The sequence below is a fragment of the Nocardioides sp. Root240 genome (assembly GCF_001428825.1).
Taxonomy (GTDB): Bacteria; Actinomycetota; Actinomycetes; order Propionibacteriales; family Nocardioidaceae; genus Nocardioides.
In genome coordinates, this window is record NZ_LMIT01000002.1 from 745272 (window position 1) to 760677 (window position 15406).

16 protein-coding genes are annotated in these 15406 nt (G+C 72.1%); 6 read left to right on the forward strand and 10 right to left on the reverse strand.

Annotated features, from left to right (window positions below; all coding sequences use genetic code 11):
• The 3 genes from ASE20_RS06600 to ASE20_RS06610 are packed head-to-tail and all read right to left on the reverse strand — an operon-like array spanning nt 1 to nt 2011.
• Nucleotides 1-735 carry an SCO1664 family protein gene (locus ASE20_RS06600; protein WP_056893702.1) on the reverse strand — a complete coding sequence of 245 codons (735 nt, stop codon included), beginning with the start codon at nt 733-735 and terminating at the stop codon, nt 1-3.
• Nucleotides 732-1286, reverse strand: a complete 555-nt coding sequence (locus ASE20_RS06605) for a DUF3090 domain-containing protein (protein WP_056893703.1) — start codon at nt 1284-1286, stop codon at nt 732-734. Before ASE20_RS06605 ends, ASE20_RS06600 begins: the two co-directional genes overlap by 4 nt.
• A 23-nt stretch (nt 1287-1309) precedes the next feature.
• Nucleotides 1310-2011 carry an MSMEG_4193 family putative phosphomutase gene (locus ASE20_RS06610; RefSeq protein ID WP_056893704.1) on the reverse strand — a complete coding sequence of 234 codons (702 nt, stop codon included), beginning with the start codon at nt 2009-2011 and terminating at the stop codon, nt 1310-1312.
• A 49-nt stretch (nt 2012-2060) separates the two neighbouring features.
• On the opposite strand from ASE20_RS06610, the gene corA reads away from it, so the two are divergent.
• Nucleotides 2061-3041: a magnesium/cobalt transporter CorA gene (gene corA / locus ASE20_RS06615; protein WP_056893705.1), complete on the forward strand. Its 981-nt coding sequence runs from the start codon at nt 2061-2063 to the stop codon at nt 3039-3041.
• A 100-nt stretch (nt 3042-3141) separates the two neighbouring features.
• Here corA and ASE20_RS06620 read toward each other — a convergent pair whose 3' ends face one another.
• Nucleotides 3142-3984: an undecaprenyl-diphosphate phosphatase gene (locus ASE20_RS06620; protein ID WP_056893706.1), complete on the reverse strand. Its 843-nt coding sequence runs from the start codon at nt 3982-3984 to the stop codon at nt 3142-3144.
• Nucleotides 3985-4070: 86 nt separating this feature from the next.
• Between ASE20_RS06620 and ASE20_RS06625 the strand changes: the two genes are divergently transcribed.
• Nucleotides 4071-5021, forward strand: a complete 951-nt coding sequence (locus tag ASE20_RS06625) for an aldo/keto reductase (RefSeq protein WP_056893707.1) — start codon at nt 4071-4073, stop codon at nt 5019-5021.
• A complete protein-coding gene (locus ASE20_RS06630; protein ID WP_056893708.1) occupies nt 5018-5251 on the forward strand; it encodes a DUF5703 family protein in 234 nt (77 codons plus the stop codon). The genes ASE20_RS06625 and ASE20_RS06630 overlap by 4 nt, the downstream gene beginning before the upstream one ends.
• A 92-nt stretch (nt 5252-5343) precedes the next feature.
• On the opposite strand, the gene ASE20_RS06635 is transcribed toward ASE20_RS06630, so the two are convergent.
• Nucleotides 5344-6675 carry a M20/M25/M40 family metallo-hydrolase gene (locus tag ASE20_RS06635; protein ID WP_056893709.1) on the reverse strand — a complete coding sequence of 444 codons (1332 nt, stop codon included), beginning with the start codon at nt 6673-6675 and terminating at the stop codon, nt 5344-5346.
• A 70-nt stretch (nt 6676-6745) separates the two neighbouring features.
• Between ASE20_RS06635 and ASE20_RS06640 the strand changes: the two genes are divergently transcribed.
• Complete coding sequence (locus tag ASE20_RS06640) at nt 6746-7441, forward strand: hypothetical protein (protein WP_157538616.1); 696 nt, start codon at nt 6746-6748, stop codon at nt 7439-7441.
• A gap of 12 nt (nt 7442-7453) precedes the next feature.
• Here the strand turns inward: ASE20_RS06640 and ASE20_RS06645 are convergent, their stop codons facing one another.
• The 3 genes from ASE20_RS06645 to ASE20_RS06655 are packed head-to-tail and all read right to left on the reverse strand — an operon-like array spanning nt 7454 to nt 11229.
• Nucleotides 7454-8074 carry a LysE family translocator gene (locus tag ASE20_RS06645; RefSeq protein ID WP_056893711.1) on the reverse strand — a complete coding sequence of 207 codons (621 nt, stop codon included), beginning with the start codon at nt 8072-8074 and terminating at the stop codon, nt 7454-7456.
• A gap of 9 nt (nt 8075-8083) precedes the next feature.
• Nucleotides 8084-9781, reverse strand: coding sequence for a GMC oxidoreductase (locus ASE20_RS06650; RefSeq protein ID WP_056893712.1), 1698 nt, complete (start codon nt 9779-9781; stop codon nt 8084-8086).
• Nucleotides 9778-11229 (reverse strand): flavin-containing monooxygenase, encoded by a 1452-nt coding sequence (locus ASE20_RS06655; RefSeq protein WP_056893713.1) that lies wholly within the window; start codon nt 11227-11229, stop codon nt 9778-9780. The genes ASE20_RS06650 and ASE20_RS06655 overlap by 4 nt, the downstream gene beginning before the upstream one ends.
• Nucleotides 11230-11298: 69 nt before the next feature.
• On the opposite strand from ASE20_RS06655, the gene ASE20_RS06660 reads away from it, so the two are divergent.
• Nucleotides 11299-12255, forward strand: coding sequence for an AraC family transcriptional regulator (locus tag ASE20_RS06660; RefSeq protein ID WP_082612193.1), 957 nt, complete (start codon nt 11299-11301; stop codon nt 12253-12255).
• Here the strand turns inward: ASE20_RS06660 and ASE20_RS06665 are convergent.
• Both ASE20_RS06665 and ASE20_RS06670 read right to left on the reverse strand, forming a co-directional pair.
• Nucleotides 12236-12715: an aminoacyl-tRNA deacylase gene (locus ASE20_RS06665; protein WP_056893714.1), complete on the reverse strand. Its 480-nt coding sequence runs from the start codon at nt 12713-12715 to the stop codon at nt 12236-12238. The two genes, ASE20_RS06660 and ASE20_RS06665, sit on opposite strands and share 20 nt — an antisense overlap.
• A gap of 4 nt (nt 12716-12719) precedes the next feature.
• Entirely contained in the window at nt 12720-13259 is a 540-nt protein-coding gene (locus ASE20_RS06670) for a DUF1990 domain-containing protein (protein WP_225869186.1), read from the reverse strand.
• Between the two features lie 92 nt (nt 13260-13351).
• On the opposite strand from ASE20_RS06670, the gene ASE20_RS06675 reads away from it, so the two are divergent.
• A complete protein-coding gene (locus ASE20_RS06675; RefSeq protein ID WP_082612194.1) occupies nt 13352-15325 on the forward strand; it encodes a peptidoglycan DD-metalloendopeptidase family protein in 1974 nt (657 codons plus the stop codon).
• The last annotated feature ends 81 nt before the right edge of the window (nt 15326-15406 follow it).

Consider the following 15406-nt stretch of genomic DNA (forward strand, 5'->3'; position numbering starts at 1 on the left):
TCAGAAGGGCGGCCACGGGATCGGCGGCCACCCTCCGTGGGGGCCGGGGAGAACGCCGGCTGCCAGCAGTCTCTCGGTACGACGCTCGAGCGCCGCGATCTCGTGCTGGGTGAGGTGGAACCCCAGCTCGTCGCCGAGGCTGCCGCGGATCGCGCCCAGAAGCCGGGTCACGACCTCGGTCTCCTCGTCGGTCAGCGGGGTGCCGGCCCAGCCCCACAGCACGGTGCGCAGCTTGGGCTCGTGGTGGAAGGCGATGCCGTGGTCCACCCCGTGCCGGTGGCCGTCGGGCATCGCCAGCACGTGGCCGCCCTTGCGGTCGGCGTTGTTGACGACGACGTCGAAGACGGCGAGCCGCCGCAGCGCCGCGGTGTCCTCGTGGACCAACGTGACCGGGCGGTCGCGGTCGTCGAGGCCCTCCATGACCTCGAGCCAGCCCTGCGGCGTCGTACCGGACCGGACGAGGTCGACCGCATCCTGGTCGGGGTCGACCTCGCGCCACTCCTGGAGCATGCCGGGCCCGTGCGGGCCCTCGTCCCACCACGTGCGCGGCACGATGTCCCAGCCGCTGGCGGCGGAGACCAGGTGGGCCGCGACCTCACGGTCGGCGAGGGTGCCGTCGGGGAAGTCCCACAGCGGGCGCTCGCCGGAGACCGGCTTGTAGACGATCTCCGTGCCGTCGAGGTCGGCGAGGAAGGTGGCGTTCGAGGCCGGCATGATCCGGCCCTTGATGATCATGGGTCGCGGCGCTTGAACCCGTTGGCTCGCACGCACAGGTGGCCCTCGGGGTCGATCGGCTGGCCGCAGAACGGGCACGAGGGCCGTCCGGCACCGATGACCGCCTCGGCCCGCTTCACGAACGCCCGCGCCTGGCCGGGCTCGAGCCGCACCAGGAGCATCTCGTCGGGCTCGGCGCCGTCCGCCAGCTCAGCGGGCTCCTCGCCGACCGGGAACACCTCGATCACGACGCGCTCGTCGGCGGGGTCCCACGACAGCGTCATCGTGCCCGCGCGGAACTCCTCCTCGATCGGCTGGGTCAGGGGCGCGTCGTCGGCGAGACCGAAGGGCGCGATCGCGGGAATGACGCCCTGCGTGTTGCCGTCGGCGATCACCTCGTCGAGCAGCTCGTCGACGCGCTCCGCGAGCGCGGCCACCTGCTGCTTCTCCAGCGCCACCGACACGATGCGGGCACCGGCAGTGGCCTGGAGGAAGAAGGTCCGGCTGCCCGGCTCGCCGACGGTTCCGGCGACGAAGCGCTCGGGCGGGTCGAATCCGTGGACGATCGGCATGTCACCAAGCCTAGTCAGACCGGTCAGGCCGGACCGGAGCCGCCTCCGACGACGGCACCCTCGTCCTTCGGCGGCGCCTTCCGCAGCCATGACAGGTCGCCGTCGTGGGTGTTGGTCGCGAGCACGTAGGGCCGGTCGGCGGCGTAGCGGACCACCGAGATCGACGCCGGGTCGACGTTGATCCGCTGGAACAGGTCGAGGTGGAGGCCCAGCGCGTCGGCGAGCACCGACTTGATGATGTCGCCGTGGCTCACCGCGACCCAGACCGCGTCCGACCCGTGCTCAGCGGTGATCGCAGCGTCGAGGCGTCGTACGGCGGCCACGGCGCGGTGCTGCATGGCCACCATCGACTCCCCACCCGGGAAGGTCACGGCCGAGGGCTGCTGCTGGACGGTGCGCCAGAGCGGCTCCTTGAGGAGCGTCTTGATCGCCTGGCCCTGCCAGTCGCCGTAGTCGCACTCCGCGAGCGCCTTCTCGGTCGTCGCGCGGGTGACCGGGTGGCCGGCACCGCGCTGGCCGTCGGCGACCGCCTTCGCGGTCTGCTTGCAGCGCTCCTGTGGACTGGTGACGAGGCGGACGACGGGCACCGCGGCGATCCGCGCCCCCGCCCGCGCCGCCTGCTCGGTGCCGAGCTCATCGAGGAGCACCCCCGGCGTACGTCCCGCGAGCAGCCCGGAGGCGTTCGCAGTGGTCCGCCCGTGACGCACCAGCAGCAGCGTTGCCATGGCGGCGAGCCTAGAGCAGCGGCGGTCACCCGCTGATTACCGTGGTGACGTGATCGTCGACAGCGCCGTCTACCGCCACGGGGTCCGCCTCCCGGTCGACTGCTACCCGCACGACTACTCCGCGTTGCGCCAAGCCGCCAGCCGCGACCACGACTTCGTGTGGGTCGGCCTCTACGAGCCCAGCCACATCGAGCTCTCCGAGATCGCCGAGGCCTTCGAGCTGCACCCCCTCGCCGTCGAGGACGCCGTCGTCGCCCACCAGCGCCCGAAGCTGGAGAAGTACGACAACAGCCTCTTCCTCGTCCTCAAGACGCTCTGGTACGTCGACGAGGACGACGCCGTCGAGACCGGCGAGATCAACGTCTTCATCGGCCCGGACTTCGTCATCACCGTCCGCCACGGCCGCGGTTCGGCTCTCAGCGACGCCCGCCACGCCCTCGAGCAGAAGCAAGCGGTCCTCGACCACGGCCCCTCCGCCGTCGTGTACGCCGTCTGCGACGCCGTCGTCGACGGCTACACCTCCGTGGTCGCCGAGCTGCAGGTCGACGTCGACGAGGTCGAGGCCTCCGTGTTCTCCGAGCAGCGCACAAACGACGGCAACCGCATCTACATCCTCAAGCGCGAGCTGTCCGAGGTACGACGCGCCGTGCTCCCGCTCCGCGAGCCGATGCGCCGCTTCGCCACCGGAGCCTCCGACCTCATCGAGGCCGAGGCCGGCCCCTTCTTCCGCGACGTCAGCGACCACCTCTCCCAGGCCGCCGACGAGATCGACACCCTCGACGGCCTGCTCTCGACCGCCTTCGACGCCCACCTGGCCCGCATCGGTGTCCAGCAGAACGACGACATGCGCAAGATCTCCGCGGGGGCGGCGCTGGTCGTCGTACCGACGTTGATCGCGGGGGTCTACGGCATGAACTTCACCCACATGCCCGAGCTGGACTGGACGCTGGGCTACCCGTTCGCGTTGCTGCTGATGATCGTCACCGTGGGTGGGCTGTGGGTGTTGTTCAAGCGGTCGGGCTGGTTCTGACGGGAGCTCCTCCCGCACACCGGGGGTGTTGCGGTTTGGTCCCAAACCGCAACATTTCGGGCTCCGGAGCTGCGGTTCGTGCCCAATCGGCGCGCCCGTCTCAGGCGTTCAGCGCGCCCACACCGAGCAGCACGAACACACCGAGCCCCAGCAGCACCCGGTAGACCACGAACGGCGTGTACGACCTGGTCGAGACGTACTTCAACAGCCAAGCGATCGCGGCGTACCCGACGAGGAACGAGACGATCGTCGCGGTGATCGTCGGGCCCCACCCGTAGGCGGCCTCGCCCGCGTGGGCCTCGCCGACGTTAGCGATCTCCTTCAGCTCGAACACGCCGGCGCCGACGACGGCGGGGATGGCGAGGAGGAAGGCGAAGCGGGTGGCGGCCTCGCGGTCGTAGCCGAGGAAGCGGCCCATCGAGAGGGTCGCGCCGGAGCGGGAGACGCCCGGGACGAGGGCGAGGGCCTGGGCGCCGCCCATGAGGGCGGCGTCGCGCAGGGTCATCTGCTTGATGGCGCGGTCGGTGCGGCCGACCCGGTCGGCGACGCCGAGGACGATGCCCATCACGACGAGCGTCGTACCGATCAGCCAGAGGTTGCGGAAGTCGCGCTCGATGACGTCCTTGAACAGCACGCCGAGGATCACGATCGGCAGGGAGCCGACGATGATGTACCAGCCCATCCGCGCGTCGAGCGCGCCGCGGTACTCCGGCTTGAAGAGCGAGAGCACCCAGGCGCGGGCGATGCGCCAGATGTCCTTGCGGAAGTAGAGGAGCACGGCGAGCTCGGTGCCGATCTGGATCACGGCGGTGAAGGCGGCGCCGGGGTCTCCCCAGCCGAACAGCTCGGGGAAGATCCGCAGGTGAGCGCTGCTGGAGATCGGAAGGAACTCCGTCAGCCCCTGGAGGATGCCGAGGAACACTGCCTGCAGGAAGTCCGCCACAAGCGCGCAGTCTAGGGACACCTTGGTTGGGCGCTTACGGCGTGCCCGTCCCCGGAGCGCTCCACCTGCCGGATACGTTGTGCCCCATGCAGCAGCGGTACGTCGGCGCCAGCGGTCTCCAGGTGTCGCGGCTGGCCCTGGGCACCATGACGTGGGGCAAGGACACCGACGAGCACGAAGCGCGTGACCAGCTCACGGCCTTCATCGAGGCCGGCGGTACGACGATCGACACCGCCGCCGGGTACACCGACGGCCGCTCGGAGGAGCTCATCGGCTCGCTCCTGGGCGACGTCGTGCGGCGCGACGAGGTCGTGCTGGCGACCAAGGCGGGGATCTCCCGGCGCGGCGGCGAGCGGGTCACCGACACCTCGCGCGGCGCCCTGCTCCGCGGCCTCGACACGTCGCTGCGCCGGCTCGGCACCGATCACGTCGACCTCTGGCAGGTCCACATCTGGTCCGACGACGTCCCGCTCGAGGAGACGCTCGGCGCGCTCGACTTCGCGGTCAGCAGCGGCCGGGCGTCGTACGTCGGCATCTCGAACTACAACGGCTGGCAGACCGCCCGCGCCGCCACGCTCCAGGAGGTCGCCGGACGGGCGCGCCTGGTGTCGACCCAGGTGGAGTACTCCCTGGTCAACCGGCGCATCGAGCGCGAGGTGCTCCCGGCGGCCGAGTCGCTCGGCCTCGGCGTGCTGCCGTGGTCGCCGCTTGGGCGGGGCGTGCTGACGGGCAAGTACCGCACTGGCACGCCGTCGGACTCGCGGGCCGCGTCGCCGGTGTTCGCGGGCTTCGTCGAGGCCTACCTCGATGACCACAGCCGCGGGATCGTCGAGGCCGTGGCCCGCGCGGCCGACGGGCTCGGCTGGACCCCGCTCGAGGTCGCCCTGGTCTGGGTGCGCGACTCCCCGGGCGTCACCGCGCCCGTGGTCGGCGCCCGCACCGCCGCCCAGCTGAAGGGCGCTCTCGGGAGCGAGGCGAAGACGTTGCCCGCGGAGATCCGTGGGGCTCTCGACGACGTATCAGGAGGTGCGGCATGAACGTCTCGATGCTGCGCCCGGGCGTGATGCGCGGCCTGGGGCGCGGGGTGGAGTGGGAGTTCGAGCGGGTGACCTTCGACCGCGCGCTGTCGCGCAACGTCGTGGCCAAGCTGCTCGTCGAGCGTGCCGAGCACGGCGGCTGGGAGCTGGACCGCCTGCAGATCGGCCCGGACGGGCGGCGCCGCGTGGTGCTGCGGCGCAAGATCATCCGCGCCGTGCGAACTGCCTGACCGGGTCGTCAGGGCTGCGGTTTGGTCCCAAACCGCAGATTTCGGGGCCGGATTTCTGCGGTTTGGGACCAAACCGCAACAGTTCCGACGCGTCAGACCTGGTCGAGGAAGCGGTCCATCACCCGCGCGCCGAACTCGAGCGACTCGACCGGGACGCGCTCGTCGACGCCGTGGAAGAGCGCGGTGAAGTCGAGGTCCTCGGGCAGCCGGAGCGGGGCGAAGCCGTAGGAGCGCATGCCCAGCTTGGTGAAGTGCTTGGCGTCGGTCCCCCCGCTCATCAGGTACGGCGCCACGAGGGCGTCGGGGTCCTCGGCCAGCAGGCTGCGGCTCATCGCGTCGACCAGGGCGCCGTCGTAGGGCATCTCCCAGGGCGGCTGGTTGGAGACGTAGTCGATCTCGATGCCCTCGCCGGTCAGCTCGGCGAGGGTCGCGAAGAACTCGTCCTCGAAGCCCGGCAGGAAGCGTCCGTCGACGTGGGCGGTCGCCTCGGTCGGGATCACGTTGACCTTGTAGCCGGCGCCGAGCATCGTCGGGTTGGTCGAGTTGCGCAGCACCGCGCCGAGCATCCGGGCCGCGCCGCCGAACTCGTCGATCAGCGCCGGCGCGTTCTCGGGGGTGGCCTCGGTGCCGACGAGCTCGGCGACCGCGGCGAGCAGGGTCTGCATGGTCGGGGTGAGCCGGACCGGCCACTCGTGGGCGCCGATGCGCGCGACGGCCGACGCGAGCCGGGTGACGGCGTTGTCGTCGTTGATCATCGAACCGTGACCGGCGCGGCCGCGGGCGGTCAGCCGCATCCAGGCCATGCCCTTCTCGGCGGCCTCGATGAGGTAGAGACGACGGCCGCGAACGGTGGTGCTGAAGCCACCCACCTCGCCGACCGCCTCGGTGCACCCGTCGAACCAGTCCGCGTGGTGCTTCACCAGCTGCTCCGCGCCCTGGTGGCCGCCGGCCTCCTCGTCGGCGGTGAAGCAGAGGACGACCGGGCGCTCCGGCACGCGACCGGCCCGCTGCCGCGCTCGCACGACCGAGAGCAGCATCGCGTCGAAGTCCTTCATGTCGACCGCGCCGCGACCCCAGACGTAGCCGTCCTGGACCTCGCCGCTGAACGGATCGACCTGCCAGTCCTCCGCCGCCGCCGGTACGACGTCGAGGTGGCCGTGCAGCAGGAGGGCGTCCTGCCGCCCGGACGCGCCCGTACCGCCCCAGCGGGCGAGCACGTTGGCTCGCCCGGGAGCGGTCTCGACCACCTCGGCCGCAATGCCGACCTCGTCCAGCAGGCCGGCGACGTGCTCGGCGGCCTTGCGCTCGCCGGGGCCCTCGTCGCTGCCGTAGTTGGAGGTGTCGATGCGGATGAGGTCGCGGCAGAGGTCGACGACCTCTGCCGCCACGTCCCCGGTGACGTCGTGGTGCGCGGTGGCGGCCATGTGCCCCATCGTGGCACGGAGCCGCACGGTTCCCGTGCGTGGCTTCCTGCGTCCCACTAGTCTCCGGTGCGTGGCTCCGACCTGGAAGCGGTACTCCCCCGACTCGACACCGGATGGTGAGTCCGGCGCGAACGTGCCCAAGAAGCCGAAGGTCCAGGCCTACCGGCCGCCGCAGCAGCCGAAGCCCGTCCGGTCGCTCGACGAGCGGACGGTCCGTCGTACCGGGCCCCGGTTCCCGGTCGGCCTCGCGATCGGCGGCATCGCCGTGGTGGGTGTCGCGACCACGCTCATCGTCGTGCTGTCCGGCGGCGGCGACGATCCCGGGAACCAGCCGCAGACCGACAAGGGCTACGACGCCATGGTCCGCGCGCTCGAGGAGGAGACCGGGTCGACCCTGGCCAGGAATGTCGTCGTCTACCCCGAGTACGCCGTGATCGACGTGCCCTACAAGCCGGACGTCCCGTCGGACGAGCGCGAGATCAGCTACTACTGGGACGGCGACCTCCGCGAGTCGACCAAGGGCACCGGCGACGAGGAGCTCTTCGACCTCAGCCGTGTCGACTCCAGCCTGCTCGACGGCATGTGCGACCAGGCCGTCGCGCTGGTCGAGGAGCCCGGAGACTGCTCCCTCTACATCGCCAAGCCGGACCCCGACGACACCACCCCGGAGTGGATCCGGGCGAGCGTCAGCAACGAGTTCGGGCAGAGCGGCTCCGTCGAGTTCGCCCTCGACGGCACCGTCATCGAGACCCGCCCGCCGTCCTGACGGGGCCCGTCCTCAGGCCTCGGTCGCCAACGCCGTCGCGAAGCCGAGCATCACGACGCCGGTGACGCCGTCCACCCCGCGGCGGAAGGACGGCCGGGACAGCGCGTGCGCGGCCTTGCTCGCCACCCACACCACGGCGACCAGCACGAACGAGCCGATCACGACCAGGGTCAGCGCGTAGGCCATCAGCGTCGGCAGGCCCTGGCCCTCGCCGACGAACTGCGGCAGCACCGCGAGGTTGAAGGCGAGCACCTTCGGGTTGGTGATGTTGCAGACGAAGCCCTGCCGGAACGCGGTGCGGTGCCGGACCGTGCCGGGACCGTCACCGACCGCCCACACGCTGCCGTCGCGTCGCAGCGCGTCGCGCAGGGCGGTGAACCCGAGCCAGGTCAGGTAGGCGACACCGGCCCACCGCACGGCCAGGAACACCGGCTCCGCGGCAGCCAGCACCGCCCCGAGACCGGTCGCGGCGAGCACGCCCTGGGCGGCGCAGGCGACCGTGATGCCGGCGGCCGTCACCAGGCCGCGGGTCCGGCCGCCGACCACCGTCGCCCGCAGGGTCAGGAAGGTGTCGGGGCCGGGGGCCATCGCGAGCAGCGCCGCGAAGGCCACGAAGGAGACGTAGGTGCTCACCCCGGGATGCTAGTGGTCACTCGGGGCCACCACCGGCAGCCGGTACGCCGCGGGGGCGGTCGGCGGCACCATCGGGCTCCGCGGTGCGGTCGGCCCGATCCTCCGGTAGCCGCTCCCCGTGACCGGCCGCTGGTCCGGCTCCCCCTTGTTCGGCCACATCGCGACCGCGCGCTCGGACATCGCGGTGATCGTCAGCGACGGGTTCACGCCGAGGTTGGCGGCGACCGCCGAGCCGTCGATCACGTGCAGCCCGTCGTACCCGTGGAGGCGGTGGTAGGGGTCGATCACGCCGTCCGCGGCCGTCTCCCCGATCGGGCAGCCGCCGATCAGATGACCGGTGGCCGGGATGTTGACCAGGTCGGCCCAGGTGCCACCGGGGATGCCGTCGATCTCCTCGCCGACCCGGCGCGCCACCTCGTGGCCCTGCGGGATCCAGACCGGGTTGGCCTCACCGGTGCCCTGACGGGTCGTGAGCGTGCGGCCCCATGGTCGCCGCCGGAGGTACGTCGTCAGCGAGTTGTCGAGGCTCTGCATGACCAGCAGCACGATCGTCTGCTCGGACCAGTGCCGCGGGTCGTGCAGGTGCGGCAGGTCGCGGCGGTGCCGCCACATCTCGTGCAGCCCGGCGACCAGGCGCGAGCGCCCGTCGTCCGGGGCGTCCGTGAGGCTCGCCATCAGCAGGCCGAGCAGGTTGCTGCCCCGGCCGTAGCGGACCGGTTCGACGTGGGTGTGGTCGTCGACGTGGATGGACGAGGTGATCGCGACACCGCGGGAGTAGTCGACCTCGTCGCCCCGCGCGCGGACGCCCAGGATCGCCTCCGAGTTGGTCCGGGTCAGCTCGCCCAGCCGTGGCGAGATCCGCGGCAGGCTGCCGCCGTCGCGCAACCGGTGCAGCAGTCGCTGCGTGCCGAGGGACGCGGCGCTGAACACCACTTGGTCGGCCGTGAAGGTGCGCCGACCGCGGCGGGCCTTGCCCTGCGTGCGGCGGGTCGTGACGTCGTACCCGCCTCCGGGGCGGGGGCGCACGTCGGTGACCGTCGTCATCGGGTGGACGACGGCACCGGCCCGCTCGGCGAGGTGGAGGTAGTTCTTGACGGTGGTGTTCTTGGCGCCGACGCGGCAGCCCGTCATGCAGGCGCCGCAGTCGGTACAGGTGGTCCGGGCCGGGCCGACGCCGCCGAAGAACGGGTCGGCGACGCGCTCCCCCGGTCGCTCCCCGAAGAGGACACCGACGTCCGTCGGTCCGAAGGTCTCCCCCACCCCCAGCCCGTCGGCGACCGACTTCATCACGTGGTCCGACGGCGACATCCAGGGGTACGGCGTGACGCCGAGCATCCGCCGCGCCTGGTCGTAGTAGGGCGCCAACTCGTCGGCCCAGTCGGTGATCCCGGCCCAGTGGGCATCCTCGAAGAAGGCCTTCGGCGGCTCGTAGAGCGTGTTGGCGTAGACCAGCGACCCACCGCCGACCCCCGCGCCGGTGAGCACGAGCACGTCCTTCAGCAGCGTCATCCGGAGCAGGCCGTAGCAACCGAGGGCGGGGTTGAAGACGTAGTCGCGGACCTTCCACGACGACGTGGGCAGCTCGTCGTCGGCGAATCGGCGCCCGGCCTCGAGCACGCCGACCTCGTAGCCCTTCTCGCTCAGCCGGAGCGCGGTGACGCTGCCACCGAACCCGGAGCCGATCACGAGGACGTCGTAGTGGGTCATCGGACAGCCTCCAGCTCGAAGTCGGACGGGTCGAAGTCGGCGGTACGGCGCTGGTACTCCGCGACCGTCCCCGGCCAGTTGGTGGTGATCCGGCCACCGGGTTCGCGGTACCAGCTCGTGCAGGACGACCAGACGCTGTCGCCGAGGCGGTGCTGCATCTCCTCGTCGTACGCCGCGGCGCGGTCGGCGCGCACCGCCAACGGGGCGCCCCTGCGGGCACCTTCGAGGACGGCGGCGACGACGTACCCGGCCTGGGCCTCGAGCATCCCGATGATCGAGCTGCCGCCCAGGTTGGTGTTCGGGCCGTAGAGGATGAAGAAGCTCGGGAAGTCGGGCACCGCGATGCCCAGGTGGGCGCGGGCGCCCCCGGCCCACGCGTCGCGGAGCCGGCGGCCGCCGCGGCCGCGGACGTCCATCGGCGCGAGGAACTCGGTGGCCGCGAAGCCGGTCCCGAGGATCAGTACGTCGAGCTCGTGCAGCACGCCGTCGTCGGTGCGCACCCCCGCGGGCTCGACCGCGGCGATGACGTCGGCGACGACGTCGACGTGGGGTCGGGCGAGCGTGGAGTACCAGTCGTTGGCGAAGAGCAGGCGCTTGCAGCCCAGCGGGTAGTCCGGCACGAGCTTCGCCCGTAGCGCGGGGTCCTTGACCTGCCGGCGCAGCTGCAGCTGCCAGGCCTTGTGCAGGACGACCGCGAGCCGGCCGTCGGAGTCGAGGGTCCGGTTGAGCTGCTCGGAGAGGTGGAAGACACCGCGCCGGGTGAGGTGGTGCAGCCGCGGGTGCTTCGCGAACCGGTGCTGCTGGCGTGGGGAGTAGGCCCCGTCCGGCTTCGGGACGACGTACGGCGCCGAGCGCTGGAAGACGGTCAGGGCACCGACCCGGTCGGCGATCGCGGGCACGAACTGGATGGCGCTGGCGCCCGTACCGACCACACCGACCCGCTTGCCCGCGAGGTCGACGTCGTGGTCCCAGGTCGCGGAGTGGAAGACCGGCCCGGCGAAGCCGTCGAGGCCCGGGATCCTCGGGATCGCCGGGCGCGACAGCTGCCCGACGGAGGAGACGACGACGTCGGCGGTCAGCTCCTCGCCGGTGGTCAGCCGGACGGTCCACGCGCGGGTGTCGTCGTCCCAGGCCGCCTCGGCCACCTCGGCGTGGGTACGGACCAGGTCGCGCAGTCCGCTCGCGTCGGCGTGCTCGCGGATGTAGTCGAGGATCTCGGGCTGGCGCGCGTAGCGGTGCGTCCAGTCGGCCTTGCGGGCGAAGGACCACGAGTAGAGCACCGACGGTACGTCGCACGCCGCGCCCGGGTAGACGTTGTCGCGCCACACCCCGCCGATGTCGTCGGCACGCTCCAGGATCGTGATGTCCGTGACGCCGGCCGCCCGCAGGTGGTGGGCGACCGCGAGGCCGCCGAACCCGGCGCCGATGACGATGACCGAAGGCTGCATGCCAGGACTCTAGGAACCACCGCGCGCCGGATCGAGCGCTCACCGGCCAGAGGATCCATAATTCCGGCCATGTTCGAACCACCGGTCACCCGCACGTCGGACTTCCCGCGCCAGGTCGCCGGCACGGCACTGCTCGTGGCGGCGGGGGCCTCGGTGGAGGTCGGCGTGGCGGACCTGCTGCGCGGCAGCGGCCTCAGCGCGCGTGACCTCGCCGACCACCGCCGCGAGGTGACGGCGCAGCAGGAGCTGCGGGTGGTGCGGAACCTGCTCGCCGCCGCCCCCTCGATGACCGGGGCCCTGGTCGGCGCGCGCTACCACGCCTCGACGTTCGGCCCCCTCGGCTTCGCCCTGATCAGCAGCGCCACCCTCGGCGAGGCCGCCAACCTGACCTTCCGCTTCCTCGACCTGAGCTTCACCTTCTGCGTGCCGACGGCGAGCCTCGACGGGGACGATGTCGTGATCTCCGTCGACCCGCGGGACCTACCCGCCGACGTGCGGGCGTTCCTCGTCGAGCGGGACCTCACCGCGATCGCGACCGTGCTGCGCGAGATCGCCGGCGGCGCGCCCACGCCGGTGCTGTCGACCGACGACGGCCGGGCGGAGCTGCGGCTCGCCGCGTCGTGGTTCGACGTGCCGCTCCCGCAGGCCAACCCGCACGCCTTCGCCATGGCCGAGGCGCTGTGCCGTGAGCTGGTCGCCAGCCGCCGCAGTCGCACCGGCGTCGCCGAGGAGGTGCGGATCCTGGTCGCCCAACGCCTGTCGTCCGGAGCCCCGATGGCCGAGGTCGCCGGCGTCCTCGGGCTCAGCGAGCGCTCGCTGCGCCGGCACCTGACGGACGCCGGCACGTCGTACCGGACCGTGCTGGACGAGGTACGGCGCGGCGCCGCCGAGGACCTCCTGCGTCGTCCGGGCCTGAGCGTCGACGACGTCGCACGCGAGCTCGGGTACGCCGAGGCGACGAGCTTCGGGGCGGCATACCGGCGCTGGACCGGGCGGACGCCCCGCTCTAGCCGGCGAGGTCGGTGACGTCGGCGACCGTCGCTCCCAGCGCGACGACGAGGGCGGCGCCGTCGACGGTGAGCGCGACGCCGTGCGCACCGCCGCCGATCGAGATCTCGCCGGTCACCCGTTCGTCCGCGATCACCGGCAACGCCGTCAGCGAGCCCAGCGGCGTGATCGTGCCGCGGACGTAGCCGGTCACCTCCCGCGCGGCGTCGGCCGGCGGCATCGACAGCCGGTTCACCCCGAGCAGGGCGCGCAGCTTCGCCCACGCGATCTCCCGGTCCCCCGGCACCAGCACGAAGCGGTGGTCGCCCTCGGCGACGCGCACCACCATCGTCTTGACGATCTGGCGCGGCTCGATCCCCCGGACCTCGGCCGCCTCCTCGAGCGAGCGCACCGGCCCGTGACGCGTCACGGTGAACGTCAGTCCGAGCGCCTCCGCCGCTGCCAGGGCACGGGCGGACTGGTCGGTGGGGTCGCTCATCCCGTCAGCCTAGGAGCCGGTCGGGAGCGGCCAGGTACCTCGCGGTCATCAGCCGCTGCACCGCCCCGGTCAGCGGTCCGCCGGCCCGGGCCAGCAGGCTGCCTGGCCGCGAGTACGCCGACACCGTGAACCGCAGCCCGCCGTCGGCCCGCCGCTCCAGCAGGAACTCCTCCTCGCCGCATTCCGGGTGGCCGGGCAGCGTGCCGTAGGAGAACCCGCGCCGGCCCGGCTCGTCGACGACCGCGACCACGCGGCACGGGATCCGGACCGACGCCGGACCGAGGCCGAGCCGTATCTCGACGACCGCACCGTCCCCGGCCGGACCGGAGGCGCGGACCCGCAGGCCGGCGCGCTCGTGGACGCGCCAGGCGAGCAGGTCGGCGGCCGCGCCGTCGAGGTCGGTACGACGCAGGTCGACCGAGCGGGTGAAGGCGGTGAAGCCGGGCGGCACCTCGGCCGTCGTACCGGGTCGGGGGTCGGGGCGGACGTAGGTCAGCGGCGCCGCCCGCAACCGGACGACGGAGCCCGGGTCCAGAGGTCGCATGGAGGGATTCTCCATCTCGTCGTATCAGGGCGGGGTGCCGGCTGCTCCTCTCCGGGAGGCACGCGCCCGCGTGCCCGGAAGCGAGGATCACGATGTCCACTGAATGCAGGCGCACGGTCAACCGGGGGCGCCGCTGGGCGGCCCTGGTGGGGCTGTCCCTCCTGACAGCTCCCCTCCAGGCGGCGCTGACCTCCACCCCGGCCCACGCGGTCGCCGCCCCGGTGTCGGTCACCCAGGTCCAGCCGGTCAACCCGGACAGCACCAGCCAGCTGTACGTCGAACGGGTGGCCCCGCGCTACGCCGGCGACGCCGCCGGCTGGCGGCTCAACATGGACATGCGGGTGGCGAACACCTCGACCACCAGCAACCTCACCCTGACCACGGTCACGGTCAGCTACCCGGGCAGCTCGATCGGTAGCCAGACCTCGACCGTCAACAAGACGATGGCCAAGTCCGGCCTGTCCGGCTCGACGCTCTTCCTGGTCGTGCCCGACAACCGGATCAACGCCTTCCCGCTCCCGGCGTCGGTCTCGGTCAAGCTTGGCTTCAGCGGCTTCGACTCCAAGACGGTGTCACGGACGCTGGTCGAGTACGTCAACAAGACGCCGTCCGGCGGCTACCGCTTCCCGGCGTCGGCCGTCAGCGGCGGCCACTGGAAGCTCGGCACCGGCCACGACGCCACGTCGCACCACCGCGGCGTGCAGAACCAGCGCTTCGCCTACGACCTGCAGATCGTGAAGTGGAACGGCTCGGCGTACAGCACCGTGAAGCCGGGTGCGACCAAGCCCTACGCCAACACCGACTACTGGACCTTCGGCACGCCGATCTACGCGATGGCCGACGGCTTCATCCGCAAGTGCCGCAAGGACCAGCCGGACAACGTGCCCGGGGTGCTCTCCCCCGAGCCCGAGGTCGAGGGCAACCACCTCTACATCGAGCACGCCACCGGCGAGGTCGCGCTGTACGCCCACTTCAAGGCGGGCTCCCTCTCCAGCACCCTGTGCCCCGCGAACGCGGCCACCGGCCTGAACATCTTCGTCCAGCAGGGCCAGTTCCTCGGCTACAGCGGCAACTCCGGCAACTCGTCCGGTCCACACCTGCACCTGCACCTCGCCGACCGGGTCGGCTTCAGCGACAGCGCCGGCACCGCCCAGGGCCTCCCGCTCCGCTTCCACCACGCCACCGCACGGATGCAGGCGACCCCGACCTCGACGCCGGGCTTCACCGCACTGACCAACAGCAGCGAGGCCGCGCTGCGCCAGGGCGAGCTGATCAACCCCAACACCTGCGGTTGGCAGCGCGTGGTCGTCGGCGGCACCCAGTGGGCACGCCACGGCGTGAACAACACCTGCTGGCAGGAGGAGTTCAACGACACCGCTCTCGCCGGCTACCGCCTCGTGTGGCGCCAGCAGGCCCAGGACGGCAGCGCCTCCCGCGTCGCCAGCATCTGGCGCCCGAAGGGCGGGCTGCCGTGGGCCGCGCGCAACGGCCAGACGGCCGCGCAGTACCAGGCCTCGTTCACCAGCTACGTCGACGCCGGCTACCGCCTGACCCACGTCGACAGCTACCTGCAGGACGGCGCGGTCCGCTACTCGTCGGTCTTCACCAAGACCAGCGGCCCGGCCTGGACGGCGTACCACGGCGTCAGCGCGGCGACCCACCAGGCGAAGTTCAACAGCCTGACCGCCGCCGGCTACCGCCCGCGCCAGATCTCGGTCGTGTACGTCGACGGGGCTCGCCAGTACACCGCGATGTACGAGAAGGTCGCGGTGGGCGGCTTCGTCTCGCTGACCAACATCGCGGAGGCGGACTACCAGACCGTCTACAACCAGCAGGTCGCCGCCGGGCGCCGTCCGGTCTACCTCGACACCTACCTGGTCGGCACCTCGGTCCGGTTCTCGGCGATCTTCACCTCCGGTGCTCCGGCCACGGTCGCCCGCCACAACCTGACCTCCGCGCAGTACCAGACGGAGTTCAACACCCAGACCGCCGCCGGGCGACTCCTGGTCGCCGTGTCGGCGTACCGCTCGGGGGGTGTGCTGAAGTACGCGGCGCTGTGGAACTGAGCCTTCCGCCGCACTGAACGCCGGCCGGCTCCGGGCTACGCGCCCGGGGTCGGCCGGTCCCATGCCCAGCGGGCGCCAACT

Coding starts and splice junctions, on each gene's coding strand:
- ASE20_RS06675 (WP_082612194.1), top strand. CDS start 13,352: ATGTCCACTGAATGCAGGCGCACGGTCAACCGGGGGCGCCGCTGGGCG.
- ASE20_RS06655 (WP_056893713.1), bottom strand. CDS start 11,229: ATGCAGCCTTCGGTCATCGTCATCGGCGCCGGGTTCGGCGGCCTCGCG.
- ASE20_RS06630 (WP_056893708.1), top strand. CDS start 5,018: ATGAACGTCTCGATGCTGCGCCCGGGCGTGATGCGCGGCCTGGGGCGC.
- ASE20_RS06610 (WP_056893704.1), bottom strand. CDS start 2,011: ATGGCAACGCTGCTGCTGGTGCGTCACGGGCGGACCACTGCGAACGCC.
- ASE20_RS06605 (WP_056893703.1), bottom strand. CDS start 1,286: ATGCCGATCGTCCACGGATTCGACCCGCCCGAGCGCTTCGTCGCCGGA.
- ASE20_RS06665 (WP_056893714.1), bottom strand. CDS start 12,715: ATGAGCGACCCCACCGACCAGTCCGCCCGTGCCCTGGCAGCGGCGGAG.
- ASE20_RS06660 (WP_082612193.1), top strand. CDS start 11,299: ATGTTCGAACCACCGGTCACCCGCACGTCGGACTTCCCGCGCCAGGTC.
- ASE20_RS06670 (WP_225869186.1), bottom strand. CDS start 13,259: ATGCGACCTCTGGACCCGGGCTCCGTCGTCCGGTTGCGGGCGGCGCCG.
- ASE20_RS06650 (WP_056893712.1), bottom strand. CDS start 9,781: ATGACCCACTACGACGTCCTCGTGATCGGCTCCGGGTTCGGTGGCAGC.
- ASE20_RS06625 (WP_056893707.1), top strand. CDS start 4,071: ATGCAGCAGCGGTACGTCGGCGCCAGCGGTCTCCAGGTGTCGCGGCTG.
- ASE20_RS06635 (WP_056893709.1), bottom strand. CDS start 6,675: ATGGCCGCCACCGCGCACCACGACGTCACCGGGGACGTGGCGGCAGAG.
- ASE20_RS06600 (WP_056893702.1), bottom strand. CDS start 735: ATGATCATCAAGGGCCGGATCATGCCGGCCTCGAACGCCACCTTCCTC.